The sequence below is a fragment of the Halomonas qaidamensis genome, assembly GCF_025917315.1.
Classification (GTDB): domain Bacteria; phylum Pseudomonadota; class Gammaproteobacteria; order Pseudomonadales; family Halomonadaceae; genus Vreelandella; species Vreelandella qaidamensis.
This window is the reverse complement of the sequence record NZ_CP080627.1, coordinates 845,845-872,070: the sequence shown is the minus strand read 5'-3', so window position 1 is coordinate 872,070 and position 26,226 is coordinate 845,845. Positions and strand designations below refer to the sequence as shown.

At 53.9% G+C, this 26,226-nt stretch carries 23 protein-coding genes; 10 read left to right on the top strand and 13 right to left on the bottom strand.

The genetic code is table 11. The annotated features are described in order from the left end of the window. Positions 1–556: 556 nt before the first annotated feature. The 3 genes from K1Y77_RS04090 to nirD are packed head-to-tail and all read left to right on the top strand — an operon-like array spanning position 557 to position 4,834. Positions 557–1,891 (top strand): NAD(P)/FAD-dependent oxidoreductase, encoded by a 1,335-nt coding sequence (locus K1Y77_RS04090; protein WP_264430477.1) that lies wholly within the window; start codon positions 557–559, stop codon positions 1,889–1,891. 2 nt (positions 1,892–1,893) lie between these two features. Continuing rightward, on the top strand, positions 1,894–4,401 hold the full coding sequence (nirB, locus tag K1Y77_RS04085) for a nitrite reductase large subunit NirB (protein ID WP_264430476.1): 2,508 nt from the start codon (positions 1,894–1,896) through the stop codon (positions 4,399–4,401). Between the two features lie 43 nt (positions 4,402–4,444). Continuing rightward, the gene (gene nirD / locus K1Y77_RS04080; RefSeq protein ID WP_264430474.1) at positions 4,445–4,834 is read left to right on the top strand and encodes a nitrite reductase small subunit NirD; all 390 of its coding nucleotides are present in this window, start codon (positions 4,445–4,447) and stop codon (positions 4,832–4,834) included. Between the two features lie 23 nt (positions 4,835–4,857). Here nirD and K1Y77_RS04075 read toward each other — a convergent pair whose 3' ends face one another. Beyond that, entirely contained in the window at positions 4,858–5,745 is an 888-nt protein-coding gene (locus K1Y77_RS04075) for a MurR/RpiR family transcriptional regulator (protein WP_264430472.1), read from the bottom strand. A gap of 188 nt (positions 5,746–5,933) precedes the next feature. On the opposite strand from K1Y77_RS04075, the gene K1Y77_RS04070 reads away from it, so the two are divergent. The 3 genes from K1Y77_RS04070 to K1Y77_RS04060 all read left to right on the top strand — a co-directional run bounded on the left by K1Y77_RS04070 (position 5,934) and on the right by K1Y77_RS04060 (position 8,960). Continuing rightward, complete coding sequence (locus K1Y77_RS04070; RefSeq protein WP_264430471.1) at positions 5,934–7,259, top strand: aspartate aminotransferase family protein; 1,326 nt, start codon at positions 5,934–5,936, stop codon at positions 7,257–7,259. A gap of 32 nt (positions 7,260–7,291) precedes the next feature. Then, positions 7,292–7,846: a carboxymuconolactone decarboxylase family protein gene (locus tag K1Y77_RS04065; protein WP_264430469.1), complete on the top strand. Its 555-nt coding sequence runs from the start codon at positions 7,292–7,294 to the stop codon at positions 7,844–7,846. 178 nt (positions 7,847–8,024) lie between these two features. Further along, entirely contained in the window at positions 8,025–8,960 is a 936-nt protein-coding gene (locus tag K1Y77_RS04060) for a cation diffusion facilitator family transporter (protein ID WP_264430466.1), read from the top strand. Between the two features lie 105 nt (positions 8,961–9,065). Here the strand turns inward: K1Y77_RS04060 and K1Y77_RS04055 are convergent, their stop codons facing one another. The 6 genes from K1Y77_RS04055 to K1Y77_RS04030 all read right to left on the bottom strand — a co-directional run bounded on the left by K1Y77_RS04055 (position 9,066) and on the right by K1Y77_RS04030 (position 16,133). After that, positions 9,066–9,446, bottom strand: coding sequence for a RidA family protein (locus K1Y77_RS04055; RefSeq protein ID WP_264018699.1), 381 nt, complete (start codon positions 9,444–9,446; stop codon positions 9,066–9,068). Positions 9,447–9,467: 21 nt separating this feature from the next. Continuing rightward, positions 9,468–10,235, bottom strand: coding sequence for a DUF3726 domain-containing protein (locus K1Y77_RS04050; RefSeq protein ID WP_264018700.1), 768 nt, complete (start codon positions 10,233–10,235; stop codon positions 9,468–9,470). Further along, positions 10,235–12,040: a hypothetical protein gene (locus tag K1Y77_RS04045; RefSeq protein WP_264430464.1), complete on the bottom strand. Its 1,806-nt coding sequence runs from the start codon at positions 12,038–12,040 to the stop codon at positions 10,235–10,237. Before K1Y77_RS04045 ends, K1Y77_RS04050 begins: the two co-directional genes overlap by 1 nt. Next, on the bottom strand, positions 12,033–13,610 hold the full coding sequence (locus tag K1Y77_RS04040; RefSeq protein ID WP_264018703.1) for a BCCT family transporter: 1,578 nt from the start codon (positions 13,608–13,610) through the stop codon (positions 12,033–12,035). Before K1Y77_RS04040 ends, K1Y77_RS04045 begins: the two co-directional genes overlap by 8 nt. Positions 13,611–13,693: 83 nt before the next feature. Further along, entirely contained in the window at positions 13,694–14,683 is a 990-nt protein-coding gene (locus K1Y77_RS04035) for a dipeptidase (protein ID WP_264018704.1), read from the bottom strand. Between the two features lie 10 nt (positions 14,684–14,693). Continuing rightward, positions 14,694–16,133 (bottom strand): aldehyde dehydrogenase family protein, encoded by a 1,440-nt coding sequence (locus K1Y77_RS04030; protein WP_264018705.1) that lies wholly within the window; start codon positions 16,131–16,133, stop codon positions 14,694–14,696. Between the two features lie 132 nt (positions 16,134–16,265). Here K1Y77_RS04030 and K1Y77_RS04025 point away from each other — a divergent pair, with 132 nt between their 5' ends. Then, on the top strand, positions 16,266–17,153 hold the full coding sequence (locus tag K1Y77_RS04025; RefSeq protein ID WP_264018706.1) for a LysR family transcriptional regulator: 888 nt from the start codon (positions 16,266–16,268) through the stop codon (positions 17,151–17,153). A gap of 34 nt (positions 17,154–17,187) precedes the next feature. Here K1Y77_RS04025 and K1Y77_RS04020 read toward each other — a convergent pair whose 3' ends face one another. After that, entirely contained in the window at positions 17,188–17,952 is a 765-nt protein-coding gene (locus tag K1Y77_RS04020; protein WP_264430461.1) for a metallophosphoesterase, read from the bottom strand. Positions 17,953–17,986: 34 nt separating this feature from the next. Next, positions 17,987–18,784, bottom strand: a complete 798-nt coding sequence (locus tag K1Y77_RS04015) for an alpha/beta fold hydrolase (protein WP_264430459.1) — start codon at positions 18,782–18,784, stop codon at positions 17,987–17,989. A gap of 562 nt (positions 18,785–19,346) precedes the next feature. Here K1Y77_RS04015 and K1Y77_RS04010 point away from each other — a divergent pair. Continuing rightward, positions 19,347–19,469, top strand: coding sequence for a hypothetical protein (locus K1Y77_RS04010; RefSeq protein ID WP_264018709.1), 123 nt, complete (start codon positions 19,347–19,349; stop codon positions 19,467–19,469). Between the two features lie 112 nt (positions 19,470–19,581). Here the strand turns inward: K1Y77_RS04010 and speG are convergent, their stop codons facing one another. Both speG and K1Y77_RS04000 read right to left on the bottom strand, forming a co-directional pair. Next, positions 19,582–20,103, bottom strand: coding sequence for a spermidine N1-acetyltransferase (speG, locus tag K1Y77_RS04005; RefSeq protein WP_264430457.1), 522 nt, complete (start codon positions 20,101–20,103; stop codon positions 19,582–19,584). A gap of 45 nt (positions 20,104–20,148) precedes the next feature. Beyond that, a complete protein-coding gene (locus K1Y77_RS04000; RefSeq protein ID WP_264430456.1) occupies positions 20,149–21,363 on the bottom strand; it encodes an NAD(P)/FAD-dependent oxidoreductase in 1,215 nt (404 codons plus the stop codon). A 131-nt stretch (positions 21,364–21,494) separates the two neighbouring features. Between K1Y77_RS04000 and ltaE the strand changes: the two genes are divergently transcribed. Further along, positions 21,495–22,502: a low-specificity L-threonine aldolase gene (ltaE, locus tag K1Y77_RS03995; protein ID WP_030069872.1), complete on the top strand. Its 1,008-nt coding sequence runs from the start codon at positions 21,495–21,497 to the stop codon at positions 22,500–22,502. A gap of 15 nt (positions 22,503–22,517) precedes the next feature. Here ltaE and K1Y77_RS03990 read toward each other — a convergent pair whose 3' ends face one another. Then, positions 22,518–23,129 (bottom strand): LysE/ArgO family amino acid transporter, encoded by a 612-nt coding sequence (locus K1Y77_RS03990; protein WP_030069870.1) that lies wholly within the window; start codon positions 23,127–23,129, stop codon positions 22,518–22,520. A 102-nt stretch (positions 23,130–23,231) separates the two neighbouring features. Then, positions 23,232–25,214 (bottom strand): Fe(3+)-hydroxamate ABC transporter permease FhuB, encoded by a 1,983-nt coding sequence (gene fhuB, locus K1Y77_RS03985; RefSeq protein ID WP_030069868.1) that lies wholly within the window; start codon positions 25,212–25,214, stop codon positions 23,232–23,234. 169 nt (positions 25,215–25,383) lie between these two features. Between fhuB and K1Y77_RS03980 the strand changes: the two genes are divergently transcribed. Next, a complete protein-coding gene (locus tag K1Y77_RS03980) occupies positions 25,384–26,151 on the top strand; it encodes an ATP-binding cassette domain-containing protein (protein WP_264430453.1) in 768 nt (255 codons plus the stop codon). The last annotated feature ends 75 nt before the right edge of the window (positions 26,152–26,226 follow it).

Genomic DNA, 26,226 nt, shown 5'->3' with positions numbered 1-26,226 from the left:
TGCCATACTCATCAGTGGTTTGCTGCAGTTAGTGTTGTTCGTTGCGCTTAGTCGTTGTGTTTTATTTGGCTAATACACTGCAATGAGCCGTTATTACTTGTTACCAATATTTTTGCAAACAATAAGCCCAAACCGCTTAAAAAAATTAAATAATCTTAAAAAACAGAAGTTTAAAATAACTCACGCAGCCTTTTGGCAGCCCTTACAGTGCCTTTTATTGGGATGAGCGACCTATGACCGTGCGCAGTGCTCGCCAAACGCACTAATAGTGTGCGCTTACTCAGTTACTCAGGTGCAGGCTTGTGGGTACCTCAAAAATCAAGCAACTGATTAAAAAGGATTAATTCATACCAAGGAAGGAGCTGGCTAATTTTTTGCTGCTTACTGAGCATAAGAGACAACTTGGCAGCCAACGGCGGCTGCACAGCGTACTCAATGACGTGACTTAACGACGCTAACGGGCAACGACGCCCCTGATGCACCTTTCTTAATGAAAGGCTGTGTCAGGGGCGTTTTTTTGTTGCCTGACACACATGTTGAATTGAAGGAGCCACCTATGGAAATCACTTCCCGGTGCTCACCTATCGATCACCTCGTTATCATTGGTAATGGCATGGCCAGCCATCGCCTAATTGAAGCGCTGGTCTGCCACCCACAACGGCCAGCACAGATCACCGTTATTGGTGAAGAGCCCGTGCCTGCCTATAACCGCATTTTGCTTTCTCCTTTATTAGCAGGCGAGCTCGCCACCGATGCGCTTACTTTTCGTGACCAGGCATGGTACGACGAACAGGGCATTACCCTGCTGCTCGGCGAAAAAGTCGCCACTATTGATCGCAACAACCGCAGCCTTACTACGGATAGCAACCGCCGCTTGCATTACGACCGCTTAGTGATTGCGACGGGTTCACGACCAACGATGCCAAAGATTCCCGGCATTGCGCTTGCGGGCGTTCATGGCTTTCGCGACGTGCAAGACGCCACCACCCTAGCCGCTATCGCACAGCGTGGTGGTAAGGCGGTCATTATCGGCGGTGGCCTGCTTGGCCTGGAAGCCGCCGAAGGTCTGCGCAAGCGCGGAGGCCAAACACTCACGGTTAGCGTACTTCAACGCAGCACGCGTTTAATGAATCGCCAGCTGGATGAAACCGCCGCCCAACTGCTGGAGAACACCCTGAGTAAGCGTGGTCTCCACATCGAAACAAACGCCTCGCTTGCTGCACTGGAAGATAACGGCCACGGACGCGTCAAGGCGGTCATGCTTAGCGATGGCCGCCACTTACCCGCCGATAGTGTGATTGTCGCGGCGGGCATTACGCCCAATGTAGCGCTGGGGCAACAGGCGGGACTTAGCTGCGAACGAGCCATTGTGGTTGACGCGCACCTTTCCACGTCTGACCCACATATTTCTGCCCTAGGCGAGTGCTGCCAATTTGAGCAGCACACCTATGGGCTAGTGGAGCCGATTTGGCGCCAGGTTGACGTATTGGCAGCCGTGCTGTGCGGCGAAACACCCGATGGCTATCAAGAGGCTCCTACCGCTACCAAGTTGAAAGTTAGCGGCGTAGCACTGTTCGCGTTTGGCCCTACCGAAGCAGCCCCCGAACATGATGTGTTGTGCTATCGCGATCCAGAAAACGGCGACTACCGCCGCCTGCTGCTCCGCGATGGCCAGCTTGAAGGGGCAGTGCTGTATAGCGACACCCGCCACGGCCCTTGGTATTTCGAGCAGGCCTTGGCAAGCATTGACCTGACGGCTTGCCGCCAAGCACTACTGTTTGGCCCAGCCGATGTCGAGGCATTGCAAACACAGCACGCTGATAACGCGCCCAGCCCTGCTTCTTCATCATCGTCTTCTTCATCTCACCCACCGACGTCAGAGGCGGCATAACCATGGCAACCCTAACAAAACTGATCATTATTGGTAACGGCATGGTCGGCCACCACTTGGTCGAACAGCTGGTTGAGAGCGAGGCACTGGGACGTTTTCAAGTAACCGTGTTTGGCGAAGAGCGCCAACGTGCCTACGACCGCGTGCATCTTTCAGAGTACTTTAGCGGACGCGACGCAGAGTCGCTTGCGCTATGCGAGGCAGATTACTACACCACCCATGGCATTAGTTTGCGCAGCGGTGAGGCGGTCACTCGCATTGATCGTGAACAGCAAACCGTAATCACTGCCCAGGGCAGCTACCCGTATGACCAGCTGGTTCTGGCCACCGGCTCCTTCCCGTTTGTGCCGCCCATTCCCGGCAACGACAGTGAAGGTTGTTTGGTGTATCGCACGCTGGATGATCTGGACGCCATTCAAGCAGCAGCAGAAAACGCAACAAATGGGGTGGTCGTCGGTGGTGGGTTACTTGGGTTGGAAGCCGCCAATGCGCTACGCGATCTTAATCTGGATACCGCTGTGGTTGAGTTTGCCCCACGCCTGATGCCCATGCAGGTAGATAACGAAGGTGGTGAACTACTCAAGGAAAAAATTGAAGCGCTGGGCGTCCAAGTGCTTACCGAGCGCGCTACCCAGCGTATCGAACCTGGCGAAACCAGCCGCCTGCGCATGGTATTCCAGGATGACAAGGTACTGGAAACCGACCTGATAGTGTTTTCAGCAGGCATTCGTCCACAAGACACCTTGGCGCGCGAATGCGGTTTGAGCATTGGCGAGCGCGGCGGCGTGGTTATTGATGACCAATGCTACACCAGCGATCCTGCCATTCTCGCCATTGGCGAAGTCGCGCTATGGAATGAGAGTATTTTTGGTTTAGTCGCCCCAGGCTACCAAATGGCCAAGGCAGCGCTGTCCACCCTGACGGGCGGCAACACACACTTTAGCGGTGCCGATATGAGCACCAAGCTGAAGTTACTGGGTGTGGATGTGGGTTCTATCGGCGATGCCCATGGTACTCAAAACCCCGGTGCGCGCATGTTTCGCTATCTCGACCCACTCACCCAGGTGTATCGCAAGATGGTGGTAACCAGCGATGGTAGAAAGCTGCTGGGCGCAATGTTGGTAGGCGATAACAGCGCGTACGACACCCTCTTACAGTACTACGCCAACGGCATTGAGCTGCCCAAAGAGCCCGCTTCGTTGATTCTTCCCCAGCAAAGTGGAGCCGCCCCAGCACTAGGCCCAGACGCGCTGCCTGAAACCGCAATGATTTGTTCATGCCATAACGTTACTAAAGGCGATATTTGCACCGCCATTGATGGCGGGGCCGCTGACCTTGGCAACGTCAAAGGGGCGACCAAAGCCAGCACGGGCTGTGGTGGCTGCACCGCACTGCTCAAAAGCGTGGTTGACCATGAGCTGGAAGCGCGCGGTGTTGAAGTCGATAAATCACTCTGCGAGCACTTCGCCTATACCCGCCAAGCGCTTTACGACATTGTGCGCGTTGAAGGCATCAAAACCTTCAGTGCGTTAATTAAAAAGCATGGCAACCCCGAGTCTCACTGCCTTGGCTGCGCTATTTGCAAGCCTGCCGTCGCCTCTATTCTGGCGTCCTGCTTTAACGAACCAATCACCGATGCTGCTCACGTGCCGCTGCAAGATACCAATGACACTTTTATGGCCAATATGCAGAAAAACGGCACCTACTCGGTGGTGCCGCGCATTGCAGGCGGTGAAATCACCCCCGATAAGTTAGTCGTGCTGGGGCAAGTGGCCCAGAAGTACCAGCTTTACACCAAAGTCACCGGCGGCCAGCGCATCGATCTGTTCGGCGCACGCTTAGAAGACCTCCCCGCTATCTGGGGCGAGCTCATTGAGGCCGGTTTTGAAACCGGCCACGCCTATGGCAAGTCGCTGCGCACGGTGAAGTCCTGTGTTGGCAGCACGTGGTGTCGCTACGGCGTGCAGGACAGCGTGGGCATGGCGATTAAACTTGAAAACCGCTACAAGGGCCTGCGCGCGCCCCACAAGATTAAGTTTGGTGTGTCAGGCTGTACCCGGGAGTGCGCCGAGGCTCAAAGTAAGGATATCGGTATTATCGCCACCGAAAACGGCTGGAATTTATACGTCTGCGGCAACGGCGGCATGCGCCCACGCCACGCTGAACTGTTCGCAACAGATCTTGATGACGAGCAGCTCTACCGCACCATTGACCGCTTCTTGATGTTTTATGTACGCACCGCCGACCGCCTACAGCGCACCTCCGTGTGGCGGGAAAATCTCGACGGTGGGCTTGAGTACCTTAAAGAGGTCATTCTGGAAGACAGCTTAGGCATTAACAGCGAGCTTGAGCGGCAAATGCAGCACGTCGTTGATAGCTACCAGTGCGAATGGGCCAACGCCATCAGCGACCCAGAGAAACTCAAGCGCTTCCGTAGCTTCGTCAACGATGCGCGCCCCGACCCGTCCATCATTATGACCTCCGAACGCGGTCAGCTACGTCCTGCTTAAACACGACATAATCGCAAACCAGACAACACGAATGAGGTAACTGATGACTGCGACCGCACTCAAACACACCGTGAGCACCGACACCTGGCAACCACTGTGTACGAAAGCTGACCTAGTGGCATTTTCCGGCGTTGCTGCTTGGTTGGACACCCCAGAAGGCCCCGCCCAAGTAGCCATTTTTTACTTACCGGGACAACGTTCCCAAGAAGAGGAGAGAGAACTCTACGCCCTCGACCACTTTGACCCGTTTTCTAACGCTAATGTCATTGCCCGCGGCATTATCGGTGATGTAAAAGGCAGCCCGGTGGTTGCCTCGCCACTCTACAAGCAGCGCTTTCGCCTTGAAGATGGCCAGTGCTTAGAGGATGAGAACGTCAAACTACGCACCTGGAAAGTCGCGTTCAAAGGCGAAGAGGTATGGGTACAGGGATAACTGACAGCGGCTTTGCGATGACGTCACTCCCGTCGAGGAATAGCGCTCGCATAGGTATTCAGGCTCAAGAAATGTTCATCCGCCCGCTGCAACGCATCGAGTGCCTGTGGTCGGTCATCTTCTGCTAATAAGGTGCACAGCACTTCTGAGATAGCTAAAGCGGGCGTTAACGTATGGAAAAAGCTGTCGCTTTCCGTAGGGCAAAAAATGGTCTGATCTGACAACCCAACCAAGGGCGATACTTCACTATCGGTAATCGATAGAATCGTAAGCCCCTTGTCTTTTGCCAACTGCGTCAGTTCCAGTGTCGCGACTGCATAGGGTTTAACAGAGACCACCAGTATGACATCGTCGGGCGTGGCGCGAATTAGTCTGTCGCCGCCGGTGCCCGCCGGCCCCTCTAGATGAACCGAACGATCGCCTAACAGTGACATCACGTAGTGGAAGTGCCACGCCACGGAATGGCATGAACGCAAACCTAGCACATACACTTTTCTCGCTGATTTCAGCGTATTAGCAATGGCTTCTAACCGTTGCAGCGAGTCCGGTTCACAGAGCTGAGAAATCTGAGCACTCAGCCCATGTAACATATGCGCGGCAATAGTGTCGTTGGCCGCGGCTGTCGCACCCTCGGTTCGCTGGCGGACCTTAGCGGCAAAGCCATCATTACCCCGCCGTAGCGCTGCCACATAGTGCTCGCGAATATCATCGTATCCTTGCTTTCCCAGAAACTTAGCCAGCCGTGTCATGGTGGCAGGCTGCACGGCCGCATGGCGCGCCAATTCGCGCATAGAAACCAATGCCACCTCATCTGGGTGTTCCAATACGTAGCGAGCTGCCTGCTGGAGCTGCGGCGACATGGCATCGTACTGGGCGATAATCTGTTCCCTTAAAGGGTCGCGCTGCGGCATGAGTATTGCCTCTTATACGGGCTTATTAAAACAGCCGCCGATTTAAACGTTACTGTCTTAAAAAAACAATGATCTACATGTTTTATAAAAAACAAAATGATTCAATTGTTGCAAATCTTAACCAAGTTGTGCCAATCTTCTCCTTATGGCGTGCTCACATCGCTTAGTGACCATAAGGAACCGTCTCCATGACTCGTATTCTTCATCGCAGTATCGGCCCAACCCTCCCTCATGCCGCGTCGGCGCAAGGTGTCTACATTACAGACACTGCTGGGCGCCGATACTTAGATGCCTCAGGAGGCGCTGCGGTCACCAGTGTGGGGCACGCTCATCCAGAAGTGCTGGCGGCGATGCGCGCTCAAATTGATAACCTTTGCTACGCACACACCTCGTTTTTCACCACCGACGCTGCCGAGGCGCTGGCCGAGAAGCTCGTCAATTTGGCACCTGAAGGGTTGAATTACGTCTACCTTGTGTCAGGTGGATCAGAGGCCGTTGAAGCGGCGCTGAAGATGGCACGGCAGTACTTTGTGGAAATTGGCGCCCCCCAGCGCAGGCATATTATTGCCAGGCGGCAGAGTTACCACGGCAACACCATTGGTGCATTGGCAACCGGTGGCAATGCGATGCGGCGTAAGCAGTTTCAGCCCATCCTGCCAGAAACTCATCATGTCTCCCCCTGCTATGCCTATCGTGAGAAAGGCGCCGATGAGTCGCCTGAGGCTTACGCTATTCGGCTGGCAGACGAGCTCGAAGCGAAAATTCTGGAACTCGGCCCTGAAGAAGTCATGGCGTTCGTTGCCGAACCCGTCGTAGGCGCCACCCTCGGCGCTGTCGCCTCTGTCGCGGATTACTTTAAACGTGTGCGTGCGATTTGCGACAAATATGGCGTACTACTGATCCTCGACGAAGTGATGTGCGGCATGGGGCGCACCGGCACGGTCTTCGCCTGCGAGCAAGACAACGTCATACCGGATATCGTCACAATAGCCAAAGGCTTGGGCGGGGGTTATCAGCCGATCGGCGCGGTGATGCTGTCCGGCAAAATTTACGACAGCTTCGCCAACGGTTCTGGCCTGTTCCAGCACGGGCATACTTACATCGGCCACCCTGTTGCCGCGGCAACTGCTAACAAAGTGGTTGAAATCATTGCGCGCCCCGAGACACTTGCCAATGTAAACGCCATGGGCGCGAGATTACAAAACGGTTTGGAAGCAGTTCTCGGTGCATCCCCTTATGTTGGCGATATCCGGGGAAGAGGGCTGTTTCGCGGTATCGAGCTGGTGGCGGATCGTGACACGAAAGCGCCTTTTGATCCGAGCCGAAAAATTCACGCCAAAATTAAGCGTCACGCCATGGCTCGTGGGCTGATCAGCTATCCCATGGGCGGCACGATTGATGGTATTCACGGTGATCATATCCTGCTGGCACCGCCCTATATTATTGAAACCGATGATGTCGACCTAATCATTGAGCGCATTGCCGACGCCATCAACGCCGCCATCGCTGAGTGATGACACGTATCCTATCTGACTGGAGCTCACCCATGACGACCTCCCCCTGCCCGCCTATTGCTGATGCCGATTGGCCAAACGACATCGCTGAATTACGCGAAGACTTTGCCGGTGCGCTCAATGTCTATCGCACCATGGCCCATCACCCAGATTTACTCAACGCCTGGGCACCTTTACGCCAGCATGTTGTTAAGGAAAATGCCTTAGGGCCAGAATTAACCGAGGTGGTGATTCTTCGCGCTGGCCTGCGCATGGAGTCACGCTACGAATGGGCTCACCATGTTAGCCGGGCACTTGCTCTGGGATTCTCCACTGCACGAATCGAAGCCATTAGAACTCGCCCCGAAGGCGTTGATGGTCTTATCGTCGACGCTGTGGATGCATTGTTTGACCAGCGAATGCTGTCCCCTGAGCAAGAAGCAGAACTCGCAGATGCTATCGGACGCAAGGCCGTTATCGACCTAATTGCTATGGTGGGGTTTTATTCGGTATTGGGCTATCTGCTCAAGACTTACGACACACCGGTCGACGACAACATTCAAAAAGAAGCGGAAAAAATGCCAACGCTATTTTCGCTTACCACGTAGATACTCCTGCCCTGGTGCAGGTTTCCTGCCTAGCCAACCTACTCCGGGGCAAGCTGTTAATAACATCGCCGCCTACATCAGGCGGCGATGTTCGCTTTACACAAATCACTGACATTGCGACCAATGATATTGCTATCCTTACTAGCCTTTTGGCTAGGCAATCTCGGAGCAACCGTTCGTGAAAACAGAATCTAGCACCTTAGCATTTTCCGCCTTCATGGCACTGCTGATTGGTTGTGCAGGAATCACGGCAACGTTGGCGTCTAACTCCCAGGCTATTTTGCTGGATGGGTTATTTAACCTTATCTACTTTAGCGTCGCGCTGGTCACTATTAAGGTCAGCAAGTTAGCCAGCCGACCCGATAGCGCCTCTTACCCGTTTGGCTACAGCTATTTCGAGTCGTTGGTTAACCTATGCAAAGGCTTGTTAATATTAGGCGTTTCCATCTTTGCGCTGGTAGATGCCGTGGCTGCGTTACTGACCGGTGGGCGGGAGATCTCAGCGGGGCTTGCCGTTATCTATGCGCTGTTTGCCACCGCCGCTTGCTCGCTCACTGCTTGGATGATGCACCGCAGTCAGCGCCATGTAAGTAGCCCGCTGGTGGCTGCTGACAAGCTTAACTGGCTGGTGAACAGCATTATCTCGGCTGCCGTGTTAGCGGCGTTCTGCTTGGTGATGCTGTTTGAGCGCTTAGACTGGCGGGGAATCGTGCCTTATGTCGACTCCGTACTGGTGATGGCCGTTGTGTTGCTATGTCTTGGCGTACCGGTACGCATGGCCTCTCAAGCCCTGCGTGAGCTGCTGAATAAAACACCGGACGAAGCAGTCGCCGAGCCAGTGCGTCAAGCGGTTGCTCGCGGTCTTGCGGATATCGACACTCAGGAAGTGCGGGTGCGTATGGTACGCCCTGGTCGCCTGCTATACATCATCGTCCACGTGGTGCTACCCAAAGCATTTCATGACGCTACGCTGGCCCATCAAGACACACTACGCCAGCAAATTGATGAGGAAGTACGCCGCGTTTACTCGCCTGTTGTTTGCGATGTGGTCTTCACCGAAGATAATCGCTGGGCAGCGCCTTCCTGCGGGCAGCTAGTAAAGAAGCACACTTAATCGCGCGCCAATAAAAGCGGCCCGTGGGCCTAATGCCAGCCAGTTAAGGCTGACTGGCATCACCCCGCGGGACGCTTCGAATAACGCTTGTGTCTATGGTAACTATTAAACCGCTGAGACAGCAGCATAGGCCACCATCTCGACCAACATCTCTTCTCGCGCAAAACCAGACACAATAATAGCGGCCCGATTGGGGTAAGGCGCGGTGACATAGTCCGCATATACGCGATTAACGGTGGCCAGATCTTCCCGCTGCGTTACGTAGATCAGCACCTGTGTCAGTTGCTGCATGCTTGCACCGGCGCTTTCCAGCGTATGTTGCAGGTTATCCAGCGTCTGGCGCGTTTGTGCTTCGATACCGCCTTCTACCACAACCCCATCGGTACCAATGGGAATTTGCGCGGTGAATAAAATGCCATTGCCAACCACCGCCCACTCAAGTGGAGCTTTGGCCGCGTAGAGATCGGTTTTTACCGGTTGAATCATGACAATACTCTCATTGATCTATTAATCGTTATCGTTGACACCTGCGCCAGCACCGCTTCGAGAAGCTTCGGAGGACTCCACCAGAATACGATGTGCCAGCGTTTTCAGGCGTGCCCATATCGCATCATCCACGTCGATACCTTCCTGTAGAGACCGCTCGCGGCAGGCCATCAGGTCGGATTCTGAATGACGCGCCAGCAGATCAAGGTCGTGGTCTGCGCCCAGGGAAGGAAGTAACTCAACATGGTTGGCCATTACCAGGGTGATGCCGTCGTTGGGTTCGTTTTCTTCTGGTACATCGCGCACTGAATAGATGCGTACTTCAGGCGTCGAGTGGCCAGCGCGAAAGCCCACGACCTGCTCGGTCAGCGGCTCCTGGGCATTGCGCCAGAAAGCAGTAATGTTGATACCCCGCCCGGCCAGGCGTGAAAGGTAGCCCATAATCAGCTGGCGATTATGGCAGCGGCGGATCTTGACCACTGATAGCCCCCGCGCACGGGCCTTAGCAAAGCCCAGCTCGGTGGCTAAGCTAATACTGCGCAGCACGCTCTGGCCATGGCCGTCGAGTACCGCCAGGTCGCCATCCTGATAGATCACCTTTGGTAGAGATTCCGGGTCTTCTTCAAGCAAGAAGTCCAGGCCACGATTGAGTTGTTCAACCGCATTGAAACCATGGCACTGCATCCAAGCCACCATGTCAGCAGCATCGGCGGCATCGCCATCTTCAAACCCAATGCCAGTGAAGGCTTTTCGGCACAGCCCCTGTAGCTCGTTGAAGGAGACTTTCATTATCTTCCTCCATGCGCAGGTTGATTGACATGAGACGCCGCTGACTCGGCATGAGGCGATAGCCCGGCCGCGCCAACGACACCGTTTTCAAGCGTTGGCTGCAGCGGAAAACTCCAGTCATCAAAATGGCTGAGATCCTGCGGCTCGGCGTTGAGTTCTTCCACCAGCGGCGCGCCCTGAAACAGGGTGATGCGCACCCAGCGGTCAGATTTTGGGTCAAAGCGGCTGGCACCGAAAAACGCCAGCTTTGCGCGCAGCAGGTGCATGGGTTTCATATCCTGATGCCACAAATTGGCGTGGATATCGCCGTAAGTATCTTTTACAAGGGACTGTACGCGGCGGATGATTTCCTTGTGACGCGGCTTGGCAAGTAGAAAATCGACCACTTTAGCTCGCGGAGCATCCTCTAAAAACTCACAAATAGCGGCATGGCTATGAGCTACCCTTGGCCCTATGGCAATGGGCACCTCTTTTTCGGCACCTGGCTCTTGGTCGCGCACGCCAAGGCGCGGCTCCTCTTTTTCCGCCGACCGATACCAGAACCAATAGGCGCCCTCATGGCTTGTATAGTCGTAAGAGAGCGCCCAACCATAGTGCGTTTCAATTAGCTGGCGCAGACGCATCAACGGCATATCCGGCTCAAGGTCGAGATTTTCATGAACACCCATCTGGTCTTCTAGCAGGTCGACCTGATCAGGATAGAGCTCGATCAATAGGGTATTGATTAGCTCTTGGGCTTCTAGTGACAGGGTACGCTCGCTCCAGGCTATTAATTGAGCCCAAAGATCCTCTTCCAGCGCGACGCTTTCCAACCAGTTCAGCACATCAGGTAAGGCGGCCACGGTCTCGCCATTGCGCTGGGTCTGCTCGGCGTCTTCGGTCACCGTTTCCGCCAGATGTTGTAAAGCACGCCGAGTTAGACTAATTAGCCGCTGGCGGTCTTCCTCGCTGGGGACCTGACGTTGGGCCAACGCCAGCGCGGTTTCGCGTTGGTGAACCCATTGAGCAATGAGCTGAGGATGGTTGATCAAAAAAGGGGCCATTCCCAAGCCAGTCGAGTTACCGATCCCCAAGTAGCGGCGTAGCTCGGTGGCCAGGGCACAAGCGGTGTTCGGCGCCTGACAGCGGGCCAGATGTTCCACTTGCTCAATGGAGAAATGGCGCAACAAATAAACGCCCGCCATCTGCACCGAAAACGGGCGTCTAAAGTCAGGATTTCCATGTAAACGCGCGAAGTCAGCGAGGCCAAACTTACCATTGCCGTAAACCGCCGTGGTGCGATACAGGTAGCCAACCCGAGTTAACCACTGCGGGTCTGGCTGCTGACCACTGCTTAATGCTTCCACAAAGTGGGCGAAGTTACGCAGGCTTTTATTAGCACGGGAAAGCACTAGCACCCTGGGGTGCTGGCGGCCTGCTTCTTGTAAAGGCACATTGGCCGCCATCTGTTCCAACAGACTATCGTCCACATCACCTTCCACTAAGCCGAAGGTAACGTCCCAGGCGTCTGCAATTACCCGATCGGAGCGGCGCGAATCGTCCAGCGCCTGGGCAAACATCACCCCATGGTAGCGCCCATGGGGAGTTTGGAGGCGATAAACGGCCGTGCCATAACCGTCATCATCCAGATCAAAACGCACCCGACTTATTTGCCAACGCTGACGGCCCATTTGACGCATCAGGGAGCGCACAAAACTCAGTCGACAGGCATGCAGGCTACCCAGGCGTTCCAACCGCATTACCTCATCGGCAGGGCGCAGGCTCAGGGGCGCCAGCGGAGCCAACGCCCAATCTCTGTTACTCATGAACAATCACCTTCTTACGCGTCGTCAGGCCCTGCTCGCGTGCCATCGCGTAGGCCGCTTTTGGCCCTAGCCACAGTGATGGCAACAGCACCAGTGAAACAGGAATAGCGGTAATCACGATAAATTGCTGCAGCACACCAATCTGACCAGAGCCCATATAAAGCAGAATCGCAGCCATTAACGACATCGTGATTCCCCAGAATATTCGCACAGCTGTGTGCGGTTCATCGTGACCAGTACAGACCACGGCAATCGCATAGCTCATCGAGTCGCCGGTGGTGGCTACGAAAATAGTAGTCAGCAGTAGAATCGTCAGCGCCATCACCGCTCCCCCGGGCAGCGCTTGCGCCACGGTCAGGGTCGCCACATCAAACTGGAAGTTATTCAGCGCCTCAGCTAAGTCAATTGTGCCGGTTAACTGATAGTGAATACCGGCACCGCCCAACAGGGTAAACCAGACGGTGGTGGCAATCGGTGCCATTACGGCAACGGCCAGGATCATCTGCCGAATGGTACGACCGCGAGAGATACGCGCCACGAAAATCGCCATCAGCGGACCGTAACCGATAAACCAGGCAAAAAAGAACACCGTCCACCACTGCATCCACCAGCCTGGGGCGGTTTCCGAAGTCATGGTCGCCATGGCGAAGAAGGAGCTGATATAAACGCCAAAGCCCTGCAGGTAAGCATTGGTAAAGAACAGCGTTGGCCCAAATACAAAGATCACTGCCGCAATTGCCAGCGCCAGAAACACATTGAAGCGGCTTAGCAGCTGAATGCCTTTATGAATCCCGGTGGCTGCCGAGGTGACATACACAACGCCCAGCACAATCAAAATCATCAACTGGGTGGCATAGCCCGAACTGATACCAAACAGCTCATGCAGGCCAAAACTGACTTGAGTAGCCAAAAAGCCGATCGGGCCAACGGTACCTGCCACGACGGCAATCACACAGCAGGCATCTACCACACCACCCACCCAGCTGCGCATCAGCCGCTCGCCAAGTACCGGGTAAAGTAACGTGCGTGGCTGCAGTGGCAGGCCACGATCATAGTGCCAGTACGCCAGCACAATGGCGGTCAGCGAGCCGAGCACGGCCCAGGCCAGAAAGCCCCAGTGCATGAACGACTGTGCCAAGGCACTGGCAATGGCTTCCACGGTGCCTGCTTCGGTGTCAAAAGCGGGTGGGGTGACCACAAAGTGATACACCGGCTCACCGGCAGCAAAGAAAACCCCACCCCCGGCCAGTAGGGTACACATGATGATGGAGAGCCATTTGAAGGTGCTCAACTCTGGCTTGCTCAGTCCACCAATCTTGGCGCTGGCAGCCGGGGAAATGGCAAGCCCAATGGCGATAAAAAAAGTCAGTAACAACAGCAACTGGAAATAAGAGCCTAAGACGGCAGCGGTCCAGGCAAAGCCGCTTGATATTGCGCCAGCGACTCCTTCGATGTTGATCAGTGACAGAACGACAAACAGGATGACAAAGCCACCGCTAAGCCCGAGTACAACCGGGTCACCGAACTTACCAAGCCCATGGGCTGGGCCTGTATCTTTGGGTGAGTTCATGGGGGAAACCTCGTTATTATTTATTGTTGGTGGTAAGGGTTGGTAATAACCAATCCATCTTTATGGCGTGATATACCGCTCCGTTAAGACATGGGCAGGGTCGTTCGCTCTAGCAGTTCGACCCAGTTGCGCCCCATGATGCGGGCGACATCTTGCTCAGCGAAGCCTTTAGCGCGCAGGGCTTCAATCAGGTTGGGGAAGTCGCGGCTATCGCGTAGCCAAGCCAGCGGCTTGGGCCAGCCCGCGTTATTGGCGCTGCCTTCGCCGTAATCCATCTCTTTTGACCAGCGCCCGTTGCGCATCCATTCCAGCACCGAGGTTGGCTGGTTCTGGCACAGGTCGGTTCCCAGGCCGACATGCTCGATACCCATCAGGTCAACGGTGCGGGCAATCATGTCGCAGTAATCTTCCAGGGTGCAGTCCGGGCCGTTCTTCAGGTGGAACGGATAGGCCGAAAAGCCCAGCAGGCCGTCGTTCTCGGCAATCGCCTTGAGCACCTTGTCAGACTTGTTGCGCTTGGCGTCATGGAAGAAGCTCGGATTGGCGTGGGAGATAATCACCGGCCGCTCGGAAATCTCGATGGCGTCAAGGGTCGAACGCTCGCTGCTGTGGGACATATCAATCACCATGCCGACCCGGTTCATCTCGCGGATCACCTGGCGGCCGAAGCGGGTAATGCCGCTGTCTTCGCTTTCATAACAACCGCAGGCCAGCAGGCTCTGGTTGTTATAGGTGAGCTGCATGATCAGAAGCCCCAGCTGACGCAGCACCGCCACCATGTCGATATCATCCTCAATAGGCGAGCAGTTCTGGGCGCCAAAAAAGATGCCCACTTTGCCCGCCTCACGGGCGCGTTCGATATCCCCCGGCGCATGAACGGGCATGATCAGGTCGCCGTGGGCTTCAAAACGGCGATTCCATTCGCCGATGCGGGTCAGGGTCTCGCGCAGGGTTTCGTGGTAGACCAGAGTGGCGTGGACAGCATCCACGCCGCCCTCGCGCATCTGTTCAAAAATTTCCCGGGACCAGTTGGAATACTGCAACCCATCCACGGTCAGCATCTGTCTGGACATGCACGACTCCTTACGCCTTGACGTAGCAGGTCTTGACCACGGTGTAGAACTCACGCGCATAGCGCCCCTGTTCACGCGGGCCAAAGCTTGAATCCTTACGCCCGCCAAAGGGCACGTGATAGTCCGTACCCGCCGTCGGCAGGTTAACCATCACGCAGCCGGTCTCGGCTTGTGCCTTGAAGCGGGTGGCCAGGGCCAGGGAATCGGTAATAATGCCTGCGGTCAGACCGAAGTTGGTGTCATTCAGGGTGGCAATCGCCTCGTCCATATCCGCCACCTTGATCACACAGGCAATCGGGCCGAAGACTTCTTCACGGTTAATCGCCATCTCATTGGTGGTATCCACAAACAGGGTCGGCGCCATGAAGTAACCGTCGCTGGCACACTCAACCCGCTCACCGCCGAAGGCCAGTTTGGCACCCTCGGCCTGGGCGCGCTCGATCCAGTTCAGATTGGATTCAAGCTGACGGGCATCGGCCACCGGGCCAATCTGCACACCCTCTTCCAGCGCTGGGCCGACCTTGGCTTTCGCCAAACGCGCGCTGAGCTTGTCGACAAACACATCGTGAACCGCCGTGTGGACAATCAGCCGCGACGAAGCCGTGCATTTCTGCCCGGTGCCGGAATAGGCGCCGTTGAAAGCGGCTTCCACGGCCAGATCCAGATCGGCATCCTCAGCCACAATCAAGGCGTTCTTGGAGCCCATTTCCAGCTGGCACTTGACCAGATTGCCGGCGGTAGCAGCGGCGACGCGGCGACCGACTTCCAGCGAGCCGGTAAAGGTCAGCGCATTGATGGCCGGGCTGGTGATCAGCGCTTCACCGACGCTGCCGCCGCTGCCCATCAGCAGGTTGAAGGTACCTGCCGGTAGCGCCTGACGGCTGATGATCTCGGTCAGCGCCCAGGCGCTGGCGGGCACCAGATTGGCGGGTTTGAAAATCACGGCGTTACCAAACGCCAGCGCCGGGGCAATCTTCCATACCGCCGTTGCCATGGGGAAGTTCCAGGGGCTGATAATCCCCACCACACCCACCGGTTCACGACGGGTCTCGACTTCCACACCAGGGCGCACGGAATCGACCCGCTCATCCAGCTGGCGCAGCACTTCGGCAGCATAGTAGTGGAAGAACTGCGCCGAGCGGGCGACTTCGCCCATACCTTCTGCCAGCGGCTTACCTTCCTCACGCGACAGCAGGCGCCCCAGCTCTTCCTTGCGTGCCATCAGCTCATCGCCAATCGCCATCAGTACGCCGTAGCGCTGCTCCAGCCCGGTTTTGGCCCATTCTTTATGACCGTTGCGTGCAGCATCAATGGCGTCTTCTACCTGAGCGGCACTGGCCTGGGCGTAATCACCGATCACATCCGTCAGATCAGAGGGGTTGGCATTGGTAATGTGGCTTGTACCGTCGACCCATTGACCGTTGATATAAAGCGCGTGCGGGGATGACATAAAGATTTCCTTCAGCAGGGTGAATAACAAGCGTTTGACGCCATGCTAAAGAAGACGTGAAGATAAGGATAATCAATAATACAGATAAAATGATCAGCAAAACTTACCACCTTAAACGGTTGATGACAGACCATGCTCCCCGAACTGAAACTGGCGCCCATGCGCTATGTGCTGGCGATTCTTGATGCCGGTGGTTTTCATGCCGCTGCCCGCCAACTGCACCGCAGCCAGCCGGCCATTTCCATGGCCGTGCGCGACCTGGAAGAGCGGCTTGGCCAGCCGCTGTTCGAGAAAGGCGGCGGTAAGGCCCTGCTGACCCCTTTCGGCCACTGGTGCGTGCCGCGCTTTCGCGAACTGGTGGCCCACCATGACCGCGTCTGCCGGGATGCCCTGGCGATTGCCCGCCAGCAGCACGGTCGGGTGGATATTGCTGCGGTGCCTTCGGTGGCCAGCCGCCTGATGCCCGCGCTGCTGGCCGGGTTTCTGCAACGCTACCCAGGGATTGATATCAGCCTGCAGGACGGCCATTCCGAGCGGGTCAATGAAATGGTGCTCAAGGGTGAAGTCGAACTCGGCATCACCAGCCTATGGCTGCCCGACGAGGCGCTGAGCTTTGAAGCCCTGCTGCACGATGATATTGGCGTGGTCTGCCGCGACGACCACCCATTGGCGCAGCAGAAGGCGTTGCACTGGCGGGCCCTCAAGCCCTATACGCTGATTCGCAATGGCACCTCGCGCTTGCTGGAAGGCTCACCGGCGGCAGAGCTTCTCACCCATAGCACCCTGTATATTTCCAATATGATCTCGCTCACCGCCATGTTGGAAGCCGGTATCGGCGTCACCACCTTGCCCCGGCTGGCGTTTCAGGAAGAGCACAAGCGGCTGCGTTTTATTCCCCTGGCCACCCCGCGTCTTGAACGCCGGATTGGATTATTACGGCGAGCACGGCAAAGCCTTTCACCCGCTGCAGATGCAATGCATGGCTATTTATTGACACGGCTAGAAGAGAGCCATCGTTAAAACGCTTGGTCGTCTTTTATAATTTAAAACTCATTTAAATAACCTCAACGACCAAGTCCGGCTTAAATAAAGCTGGGGTGAACTCATAGGGATAGCCGCCTGGGTTAGCGATAACGCGCGTTCCGTTAGTTAAAATATCGACGGGTTCATGGACATGACCATGTACCCATAAATCCATCTTGCCCATCAATTGAGGCAGGTGGGAGGCAAAAGCTGGTGACAGCGCATCACCAAGATACTGCTCAGGAATGCAGCTGTGTAAAGGAGCGTGATGGCTAATAACAACGCGGGGGCCATCAAACGGTTGCTCAAGCTCGTTGCCCAGCCAGTCAAGCGCTTCCGCGTGTAATACTTGGCTAGCCTGAGGGGTAAAGACCTGGCCTGGAGCCGTGGTCACAATGCGAAAATCGGGCATGTAGCGCAGTGCTTTGGCTTCCGTTTCTTCCGAGAGGCGCGTTGGGTCATCAGCATAGAGCAAGAAATCAGTCCATAGCGTGGTGCCATAAAAACGCACCCCACCGATAGTCACCGCTCGATTATCCAGCAGCTCAATCTTATAGCGGCTGGCCTCACTGGCGAGCTCTTCGCGGAGTAACGGCATGCAAGTGCCATAAAACTCGTGGTTTCCTGGCACATATAAGATAGGTAATGTTGGAAACCGCTGCCTGGCCCAGGCGAGTCCTTCCGTTTTCTGATGAATATCGCCTGCCAAAATGATGAGATCGGCCTTCACCTCTGGCAATTCTCGATCTCCATCAAAAAACTCTAAATGAAGGTCGGATAAAATTCGCAAGCGCATAGCGTTCCTCACTTTTCCCTGTGTAACGGTCTTTTTATGGCGTAAGCCGTTCAGTAAACTCTTTAGCATAGTTAACAACTACTGCTTCCGCTTCACGGTGTGGCACATGCCCAATGCCCGGCAGTATTTCACTGTGCGCAGAACCACTGGTATAGCGAGCGATGCAGTCAGGTTGGCGGTGAGAACCATATTCATCGTTTTCACCATGAAGCACTAGCGTTGGGCAAATAACCCGCCTAAGGGCCGGAATAAGTGACCAGTGTTCAAACTCGGGATGCAACCAAGTATCTGTCCAGCCATTCAATACCCAGCGAGCTTTATCGCTATGATATTTTTCTAATTTGGCGAACTGTTCCGGTACTTGAAAAGCGATCTTCGCTTCTTCAATACCTTGTCGTGTGAGCGCCTCGTTTAACGCCTGCGCTGCAATAGTAATCACTCCTTGGCACTGCTCTACATACTGTCCTGCACAGTGCACTGCCATGCAACCGCCTACGCTATGCCCCAGGGCAATAAAATGCGTTAACTGAAGCGCGCTGTGGAGTGCCGCAAAGCTAGTCGTTGGTTCGTCTTCAATAAAGCTCAGTGGCGGCGGTGCTAAACATGCATCAGAGCGTCCAAAACCTAGCCGGTCATAGGCAATTATTCGCCGTTGAGTGGCCACACATAGTGCTGATGGAAAGCTACGCCATAAATCCACACAGCCTAAGGAGTCATGAAACAGCACAATAGGAACCTCTGAACGCAGCTGAGACGGTTCCCAGGTACGAACAAAGAGATGGCCAATAGAGGCGTTTATTCTGCGATCATGGAAAGTGGTTTCAGATAACATAATGATACTACTCGTTTTTATGAACTATCGTTATGAACTGCTTTTATTAACCATGGCCAAATGCTGCAATGCAACAAAACTAGTCTATACTCTAGGTGTGTCCCACTTAGGAGGACCACCGAATGATTTCTACTTTTGCATTTTCTACGCTAGATGATGAAGTGTTTGCTTTTTGGCGCCTACAAGCCAAGTGGCAACACGCTGCCAATGAAGCGTTAGCGGCTTATTTCGGCTAAAAGCAGCGATTTTTACCGCTATCTTCCCTTATAGACGAAAAGATAACTACATAAGCCGACGCGTCTAGTCGGCTTTTTTGCATTATGAAAACCTTTTCCATTCAAAAGCATAGGTGTACACCTGCCATTTTTGTAAGCAATCTCTTACGCACCATGGCAATTTACTTACATCTTTAGGACTAGCTTTACGGGTTAAAATGCGCATAAACTTGACCTGTAGCTAATTTGCTTCGACGTAAAACGCAAACCATGTACAACAACATCGGGTACAACCGAGCCCCTTTTGGCTGAACCGTCCCTCACCATCTGAATTAGGAGTATTCGCTATGTCATCTTTTGCTGCTCAAGATCAGACAGTAGAAGTGGATGTGATGCAAGTCTGGGCTAATCGTGCCCAACAGCAACGTGCAGCCTTCGACGCTATCGTTGCTTATATGCGCCAGCAGTAGCCTACAACGCCTCAGTCGTGAATTAATTTTCGGACTGAGGCGTTATCATATTTGATTAATATTCCATCGAAAAATGTCTATGCAACACAGCAATTATTCCCTTACTTAATTATCAAGCCAACTGTGCTAAATAAGTATCTTGTAAAATATACATCCGTTTTACGTCACGATATTTACCATTGATAAAAAACTCTTGCACTAAGTGCCCTTCCTCAATGAAGCCACTCTCCTCGTAGAGATGAATCGCTTTAACGTTCTCCACTGCCACAATCAAATATATTTTGTGTAAGTTTAAAATCGTAAACGAGTAGTGCAGTGCTTGACGAATCAATGACCTGGCAAACCCCTTACCCTGGTGGTCAGGCGTGATGATGATCTGAAATTCACCGCTGCGGTGAATGTAGTCAATCTCAATCAGTTCAACTAAACCAATGGCACTCCCATTGCTATCTTCGGCGACGAATCGCCGTTCGGCGTTGTCATGAATATGTTTATTATAAAGCTCCTCCAGCTCATCGAATGATTCGTAAGGCTCTTCAAACCAATACGACATGATGCTCTGGTTATTATTTAACTCGTGAACAAAACGCAGATCATTACGCTCTAAGGCACGTAAATAAAAGTGTTTATCCATTACCGCCTACTCTTATGCATCGTTGTTCGAATCACTGGTTATGCGCTATCTTTTTAATCGCTGGAACGAAAAAAGCTCTGCCAAGGGGTGGTGTTTTCCTTCAATAAGCGCTCGCAGCAGTTTGGCCCCTATCATGCTATAGCTGATCCCATTGCCGCCATAGGCCATCGCAAAATGCACTCGTGATCCATGTGCTTCATGGGGGCCGAAAAATGGTAGTCCGTCGCCAGTTTCTGCAAAAGTACCGCCCCAAGAAAACGTCGGGTTAATATCAAGTTTGGGCCATAGTGTTTCTATCTTGAGTGCCAGACCTCTGGCTTTTTCCTCTACCCGCGCGTCACGGCGTTTAGGAATATCTTCATCGTCATCGTCGCCACCCACAAGTAGCCGACCGTCTCCGGTAGTACGCATATAAAGGTAGGGGCGCGCCGACTCCCACACCATAGTATGGCGTAACTTGCCTAATGCCTCCGGCGGTAGTGGATCAGTGATAAACGCGTAGCTGCTGCGATTGATGGCTACTGGGTCGGGCAACCACGCTTGCGACTCATATCCTGCGGCCATCACTACGTATTGGCAGCGCAACTTGGCACCATTTGCCAGCGTTAACGTGACGCCCTGCTCATCCGGCGACATCGTCTGCATCTGCGTGCGGTCATATACCTCTCCGCCACGCTCTACAACCCTGGAAAACAGTTGATATGCCATTCGATATGGGTCAACAGCGGCGGCTAACTGGGTAAGAATAGCGCCTGGCGCCACAAAACCGTATTCTTCCAAAACCGTCTCACTTTCAAGCCAGTCAGCAGCAAAGTCATGCTTTAGGCGCAGCGCTAACTCTTCTTTTAAAAGTGCTACGTCCTCTTCCATGCTGGCGTAATAGAGACTCTGTTGCCGCTCAAAATCTACATCGCCTAACCCAGCGGCTAAGGTTTCAAGCTCGCCAATGGCCTCTGCGCAGGCGCGGTAGGCAAGCACTGCATCGGCTTCTCCATAGCGCTTGGCTAGCTCAGCCATATGCGTATCAATTTCGTACTGTAGTAATGCTGTGCTGGCGGCCGAGCTGCCCCAGCCTACGTCACGACGCTCAAGCACCACCACATGATGGCCATTGCGGCTAAGCTCATCCGCAATCAGGGCCCCGGTAATTCCGCCGCCGATCACCACTACTTCACTCTGATGGTCACGAGTAAGTTGTGGGAAAGTTTTCAACAGGCCGTTTTTCACGGCCCAAAAAGGGTAGCCACTTTTCAGATCCATCTGCTTGCCTATGCCCAGTTGCTCTAGAGTATGCTATGGATGATAGTCATATGCTGTTAACCATAGTTGGTTCCTGGCAACTTGCTCGGTAAAGCGTCTCTTAAAGTGGCTTACTCAAAAAGGAGTTCTGCATGATTGACTTACGCAGTGACACGGTGACCCGTCCCACCGCTGCCATGAAAGATGCCATGATGGCCGCTCCAGTAGGCGATGACGTGTGGGGTGATGACCCAACGGTCAACGCGTTTCAAGAAAAGCTAGCCGAGCAAATAGGCAAAGAGGCGGCACTGTTATTTCCAAGCGGAACACAAAGTAACCTAGTGGCGCTAATGGCACACTGCGAGCGAGGCGATGAGTATATTGTAGGGCAATCAGCCCATACCTACCGTTATGAAGGCGGTGGCGCAGCGGTGTTAGGCAGCATCCAGCCACAACCAATTGAAAACTCTGCCGATGGCAGCCTGCCTCTAGAGAAAATAAGCGCTGCCATCAAAGCCGATGATTTCCATTTTGCGCGCACAAAGCTGCTGGCGCTAGAAAACACTATTGGTGGCAAAGTGCTGCCTGCGGACTATGTGTTAAAAGCCACCGAACTAGCTTACGAACGCGGCCTGGCAACGCACTTAGATGGTGCACGGTTGTTTAATGCAGCAGTGGCCACAGACACCTCACTTAAGCAGCTCTGCTTACCGTTTGATAGTGTGTCACTCTGCTTTTCGAAAGGCCTGGGCGCTCCTATCGGCTCTGCCTTAGTGGGCTCGCAAACATTCATCGACCGCGCACGGCGCTGGCGTAAAATGGTTGGTGGTGGTATGCGTCAATCAGGCATTATCGCCGCCGCCTGCCAGTATGCTCTGGAGCATCATGTCGCCGACTTAGCCGATGACCACCATCGTGCTGCACGCTTGGCAGAAGGCTTAGTAAAGCTGCCTGGCGTCAAAATCACCGCTCAGGCGACCAATATGGTGTTCGCGCACTTTCCTGACGAACATGTTAAGCCGCTCTCCTCATGGCTAAAAGAGCATGGCATTTTAATTGAACTACTTTACGCCACGCGTTTTGTCGTTCATCGGGATATTGATGATGCTGATATCGATAAAGTAATTGCCGTTATGGAGAGCTATTTCAGCCGTCACTAATCAGCCTGGGGCCTCTCAAAGCAAGGTAGAACCCAGCGCTAGGTGTACAGCAATGACCGCCATCATCAGGCCAATTAGCCCATCAATGGTACGCCACGCACCCGGGCGGGAAAGCCAAGGCGAAAGCGCCGACCCGCCCCACGCCAGCAAGCTAAACCATAAAACAGAGGCAGTCGACGCACCTGCAACGAATACACCAGCGCTTTCCTGTTGGGCACCAATAGCCGGAATTAACAGTAGTGTGTCTAGATACACTTGGGGGTTCAATACGGTGACGGCTAAAGTTGCCAACAGCACGCCGCGCAAGCTGCGAACCTTTACGCTACCGGCCTGCAATCCTTCCCGCCCGCTAACAGCCCGGAGTAAGGCTTGTGCGGCCAACCAGCTTAAAAACACCACCCCCACCCAGCGCATGGCTTCCATCGCATTCGGTATAGTTAACAGAAACGCGCTAGCCCCAAACATACCTGCAGTTAGCAGAATAATATCAGCACTCATGCACAAACCCGCTGACCACCAATGATATTCGCGGCGCACCGCCAGCCCCAATACATAAGCATTTTGCGCGCCGATTGCCATGATGATGCCGCCACACACCACTAAGCCCGTTATGTAACTTTCCCACATTGCCGCCGTTCCTTGTGATTAATAAAGAGTGAAACAAGGCAATAGCGTAAGTCACAGCTCACATAACAAAAAATCATCCTGCTAATGCTGCATTAGAAAAACTTATAGTCGGCGCAAGCCCCACATGAAGTAAGCACCACCTATCAAGGAGGCGACTAGGCCCGCGGGTATTTCATACGGAAATATGATTTGCCGTCCAACCCAGTCAGCCAATACCATCAGGAGCATACCCATCAATGCGGCACCAATCAGATGATGGCGAGCGCGTGAAAAGCCTACTAACCGTGCCATGTGGGGAGCCAAAAGACCAACAAATGAAAGCGGCCCCACGACCAATGTAGCGCAGGCCGTTAACAGCGCCACTAGTAGCAAGAGCGCTGGCCGCGCCCGCTTTAAGTCAACACCAAGTGCCCGCGCCGACGGCTCCCCAAGGGGTAAAATATCTAGCCAGCGAACCAATGGCAGCGTCATTAGCACCAAACCAGCAGCAATTCCCCCCACCACTATTGCGCTAGTAACATCAACATAATAAGTAGAGCCTGCTAGCCAAGCGATGACTTGCTGCCCTCGCGGGTCCCCACCCGCCAATAACACGCTGCGTACTGCATCAAAAAGCGCACTTATCGCCACTCCACTAAGTAATAAACGTTCAGGAACAAAGCCACTTTTACGATTTAAACCTACTAACACCAGCAATGTCGCCAGTGCACCTAACGTTCCAACGCCTATCAACAGGGCGTTATTGGGGGCTGGTAGCAGATAAATACCAAGAATCAGCGCAATCGCGCAGCCGCCACTAATCCCCAACACTTCCGGGCTTGCCATCGGGTTAGCAGAAAGGCGCTGCAGAAGGGTCCCTGCAATGGCCAGCATTAAACCACTGGCAGCGGCAGCAACGACACGGGGTAACCGCCACTCCAATACGCTCCACTGGGAAGGCGCAACAATACTCCAGCCATTCGCGCCCTGCCCCACGAATAACCCAAGACCGATAACAACTAGCAGAGCCATGAATAGCCCGCACACCAACCGTTGTGGCCTGGCGTGACGAGGAAGATAGACGCCCGGACCACTTGGTGGCCGGTCGCCCTGCAGTTTAAGACGCGGAATGAGCCAAAGCAGCAATGGCGCGCCCAGCGCTCCAGTAACGGCTCCGGTAGGGATCAACGTTGCCGCCAAGCCGGAAATACGTTGCAACAACAAGTCCGTAGTTGCCAGTAACACAGCACCAAGAAGTGTTGACCACAACAAGCGAGTACCTAATTTACGCGCTCCCGCCATACGCACAATATTAGGTGCTGCTAAACCTATAAACCCTATCATACCGACGACGCTAACCACGCTACCAGTAATAAAGACCGCCAACCCCAGGCCTGCAAAGCGCAAATATTTCAGCGAGACTCCTAGACTCTTTGCACTGGCATCATCCAACTCCAATACAGCCAGCGGCCGGAGCAATATCCAGGCGGCTATTGCGCTTAGCGCTAGGCGCGGCGCTAACGACGAAACACCATCCCATCCATTTTGGGCAAGCGAACCAGCCCCCCAAATCAGTAATCCAGCAAGGGTTTCATGGTTAAATAGCAGTAAGGCCGTTGAAAGCGCGCCAACGTACAAATTAACCACCAAGCCTGCTAGCACCACAACGATAGGGGCTAAAGCTCTGCGCCACGCCAATGCAAAGACCAAACCAACGGCTGCGCCTCCACCTATTAAAGCAATCCATTCACGGCCAACCACCAACAATCCCGGTGCCATCAGGGTTGCCGCCATCAGGGCAAGATTCGCTCCCGAAGCCACGCCTAATGTTGTCGGCGATGCCAACGGGTTACGCAGAACTTGCTGCATCAGCACTCCGGCTAGCGCTAATCCACCTCCTGCCAGTAGCGCAATCATAAAACGCGGCCACCAAGCAAAATGCAGCATTAATTCATCGAAATTTTCTAGTGTGGGTGATAGCAATGCCTGCAACCCAAGCCCTATGCCTCCCTGTTGCTGCAAGGCCATTACCCATAGCACCATCAGCGGCAGGCTAAGTAAAAAACACGTTTTGGCGGGTGATATACCGTACAGGCGGGCTAGCATGTCAGTACTAACCCGTGCGCAGCTACACGATTGATATCGGCAGGCTTCATCATGAAGGAGACCTAGGGGCGAGAAGAATTTGAATAATAAATCAAAAATGCGATTCTAAATGATAATTATTAACACTACAATTAAAGGATAGACTTATCTGACCTGTTAGGAGCGGTGCATGTTTGATGTTCAGGGCGCGTCATTTGCTATCGATGGCAAACACCTTTTGCAGCCCATTCACCACACTTTCCAAGAAGGCAAGGTATATGGCCTTATTGGTCATAACGGATCTGGCAAATCAACGCTTATAAAGCTGCTGGCGCAACAATATCCAGTCAGCCAAGGCGACATTCATTTTAATCAACGCCCGTTGAATACATGGGGCAACCGCGAGTTTGCGCGCCATGTCGCCTATCTGCCGCAACATTTGCCAAGTGCTGAAAATTTGACCGGACGCGAGCTAATTGCTTTTGGCCGCTATCCTTGGCACGGCTTATTAGGGCGACACAATCAAAAAGATAAGGACGCCATTGAACGCGCCATCGCATTAACCCACACCGAGGCGCTTGCCGACCGATTAGTGGATACCCTTTCTGGTGGCGAGCGGCAGCGGGTGTGGCTGGCCATGCTCATCGCACAAGGAAGTCGTTTTTTGCTGCTTGACGAACCGCTGGCAGCACTGGATATCGCCCATCAAATGGACGTATTAGCGTTAATCCGCAAGCTGTGCAACGAGCTAAATCTAGGCGTTGTTATTGTTCTGCATGATATCAACATGGCATCGCGCTATTGCGATGAGCTCATGGCGCTGCACAGTGGCCGTCTGCTTGCTCATGGAACGCCCGATGAGTTAATGCACAGCTCAACATTAGAAGCCATTTACGGGCTGCCGATGCATGTTATGGCACACCCAAACGGCAACCACCCTATTGCCGTGGCGCAGTGATTACTCACCAAGCGGCATTGCTTACTCCATTTTAATAATGAACACGACGTTTCACTTTGCTTATTGACGAATATC

What these genes read in the sequence shown, in the direction of transcription:
- K1Y77_RS04090 (WP_264430477.1), top strand. Translation starts at nt 557, where the DNA reads ATGGAAATCACTTCCCGGTGCTCACCTATCGATCACCTCGTTATCATT.
- nirB (WP_264430476.1), top strand. Translation starts at nt 1,894, where the DNA reads ATGGCAACCCTAACAAAACTGATCATTATTGGTAACGGCATGGTCGGC.
- nirD (WP_264430474.1), top strand. Translation starts at nt 4,445, where the DNA reads ATGACTGCGACCGCACTCAAACACACCGTGAGCACCGACACCTGGCAA.
- K1Y77_RS04075 (WP_264430472.1), bottom strand. Translation starts at nt 5,745, where the DNA reads ATGCCGCAGCGCGACCCTTTAAGGGAACAGATTATCGCCCAGTACGAT.
- K1Y77_RS04070 (WP_264430471.1), top strand. Translation starts at nt 5,934, where the DNA reads ATGACTCGTATTCTTCATCGCAGTATCGGCCCAACCCTCCCTCATGCC.
- K1Y77_RS04065 (WP_264430469.1), top strand. Translation starts at nt 7,292, where the DNA reads ATGACGACCTCCCCCTGCCCGCCTATTGCTGATGCCGATTGGCCAAAC.
- K1Y77_RS04055 (WP_264018699.1), bottom strand. Translation starts at nt 9,446, where the DNA reads ATGATTCAACCGGTAAAAACCGATCTCTACGCGGCCAAAGCTCCACTT.
- K1Y77_RS04050 (WP_264018700.1), bottom strand. Translation starts at nt 10,235, where the DNA reads ATGAAAGTCTCCTTCAACGAGCTACAGGGGCTGTGCCGAAAAGCCTTC.
- K1Y77_RS04045 (WP_264430464.1), bottom strand. Translation starts at nt 12,040, where the DNA reads ATGAGTAACAGAGATTGGGCGTTGGCTCCGCTGGCGCCCCTGAGCCTG.
- K1Y77_RS04040 (WP_264018703.1), bottom strand. Translation starts at nt 13,610, where the DNA reads ATGAACTCACCCAAAGATACAGGCCCAGCCCATGGGCTTGGTAAGTTC.
- K1Y77_RS04035 (WP_264018704.1), bottom strand. Translation starts at nt 14,683, where the DNA reads ATGTCCAGACAGATGCTGACCGTGGATGGGTTGCAGTATTCCAACTGG.
- K1Y77_RS04030 (WP_264018705.1), bottom strand. Translation starts at nt 16,133, where the DNA reads ATGTCATCCCCGCACGCGCTTTATATCAACGGTCAATGGGTCGACGGT.
- K1Y77_RS04025 (WP_264018706.1), top strand. Translation starts at nt 16,266, where the DNA reads ATGCTCCCCGAACTGAAACTGGCGCCCATGCGCTATGTGCTGGCGATT.
- K1Y77_RS04020 (WP_264430461.1), bottom strand. Translation starts at nt 17,952, where the DNA reads ATGCGCTTGCGAATTTTATCCGACCTTCATTTAGAGTTTTTTGATGGA.
- K1Y77_RS04015 (WP_264430459.1), bottom strand. Translation starts at nt 18,784, where the DNA reads ATGTTATCTGAAACCACTTTCCATGATCGCAGAATAAACGCCTCTATT.
- K1Y77_RS04010 (WP_264018709.1), top strand. Translation starts at nt 19,347, where the DNA reads ATGTCATCTTTTGCTGCTCAAGATCAGACAGTAGAAGTGGATGTGATG.
- speG (WP_264430457.1), bottom strand. Translation starts at nt 20,103, where the DNA reads ATGGATAAACACTTTTATTTACGTGCCTTAGAGCGTAATGATCTGCGT.
- K1Y77_RS04000 (WP_264430456.1), bottom strand. Translation starts at nt 21,363, where the DNA reads ATGGATCTGAAAAGTGGCTACCCTTTTTGGGCCGTGAAAAACGGCCTG.
- ltaE (WP_030069872.1), top strand. Translation starts at nt 21,495, where the DNA reads ATGATTGACTTACGCAGTGACACGGTGACCCGTCCCACCGCTGCCATG.
- K1Y77_RS03990 (WP_030069870.1), bottom strand. Translation starts at nt 23,129, where the DNA reads ATGTGGGAAAGTTACATAACGGGCTTAGTGGTGTGTGGCGGCATCATC.
- fhuB (WP_030069868.1), bottom strand. Translation starts at nt 25,214, where the DNA reads ATGCTAGCCCGCCTGTACGGTATATCACCCGCCAAAACGTGTTTTTTA.
- K1Y77_RS03980 (WP_264430453.1), top strand. Translation starts at nt 25,384, where the DNA reads ATGTTTGATGTTCAGGGCGCGTCATTTGCTATCGATGGCAAACACCTT.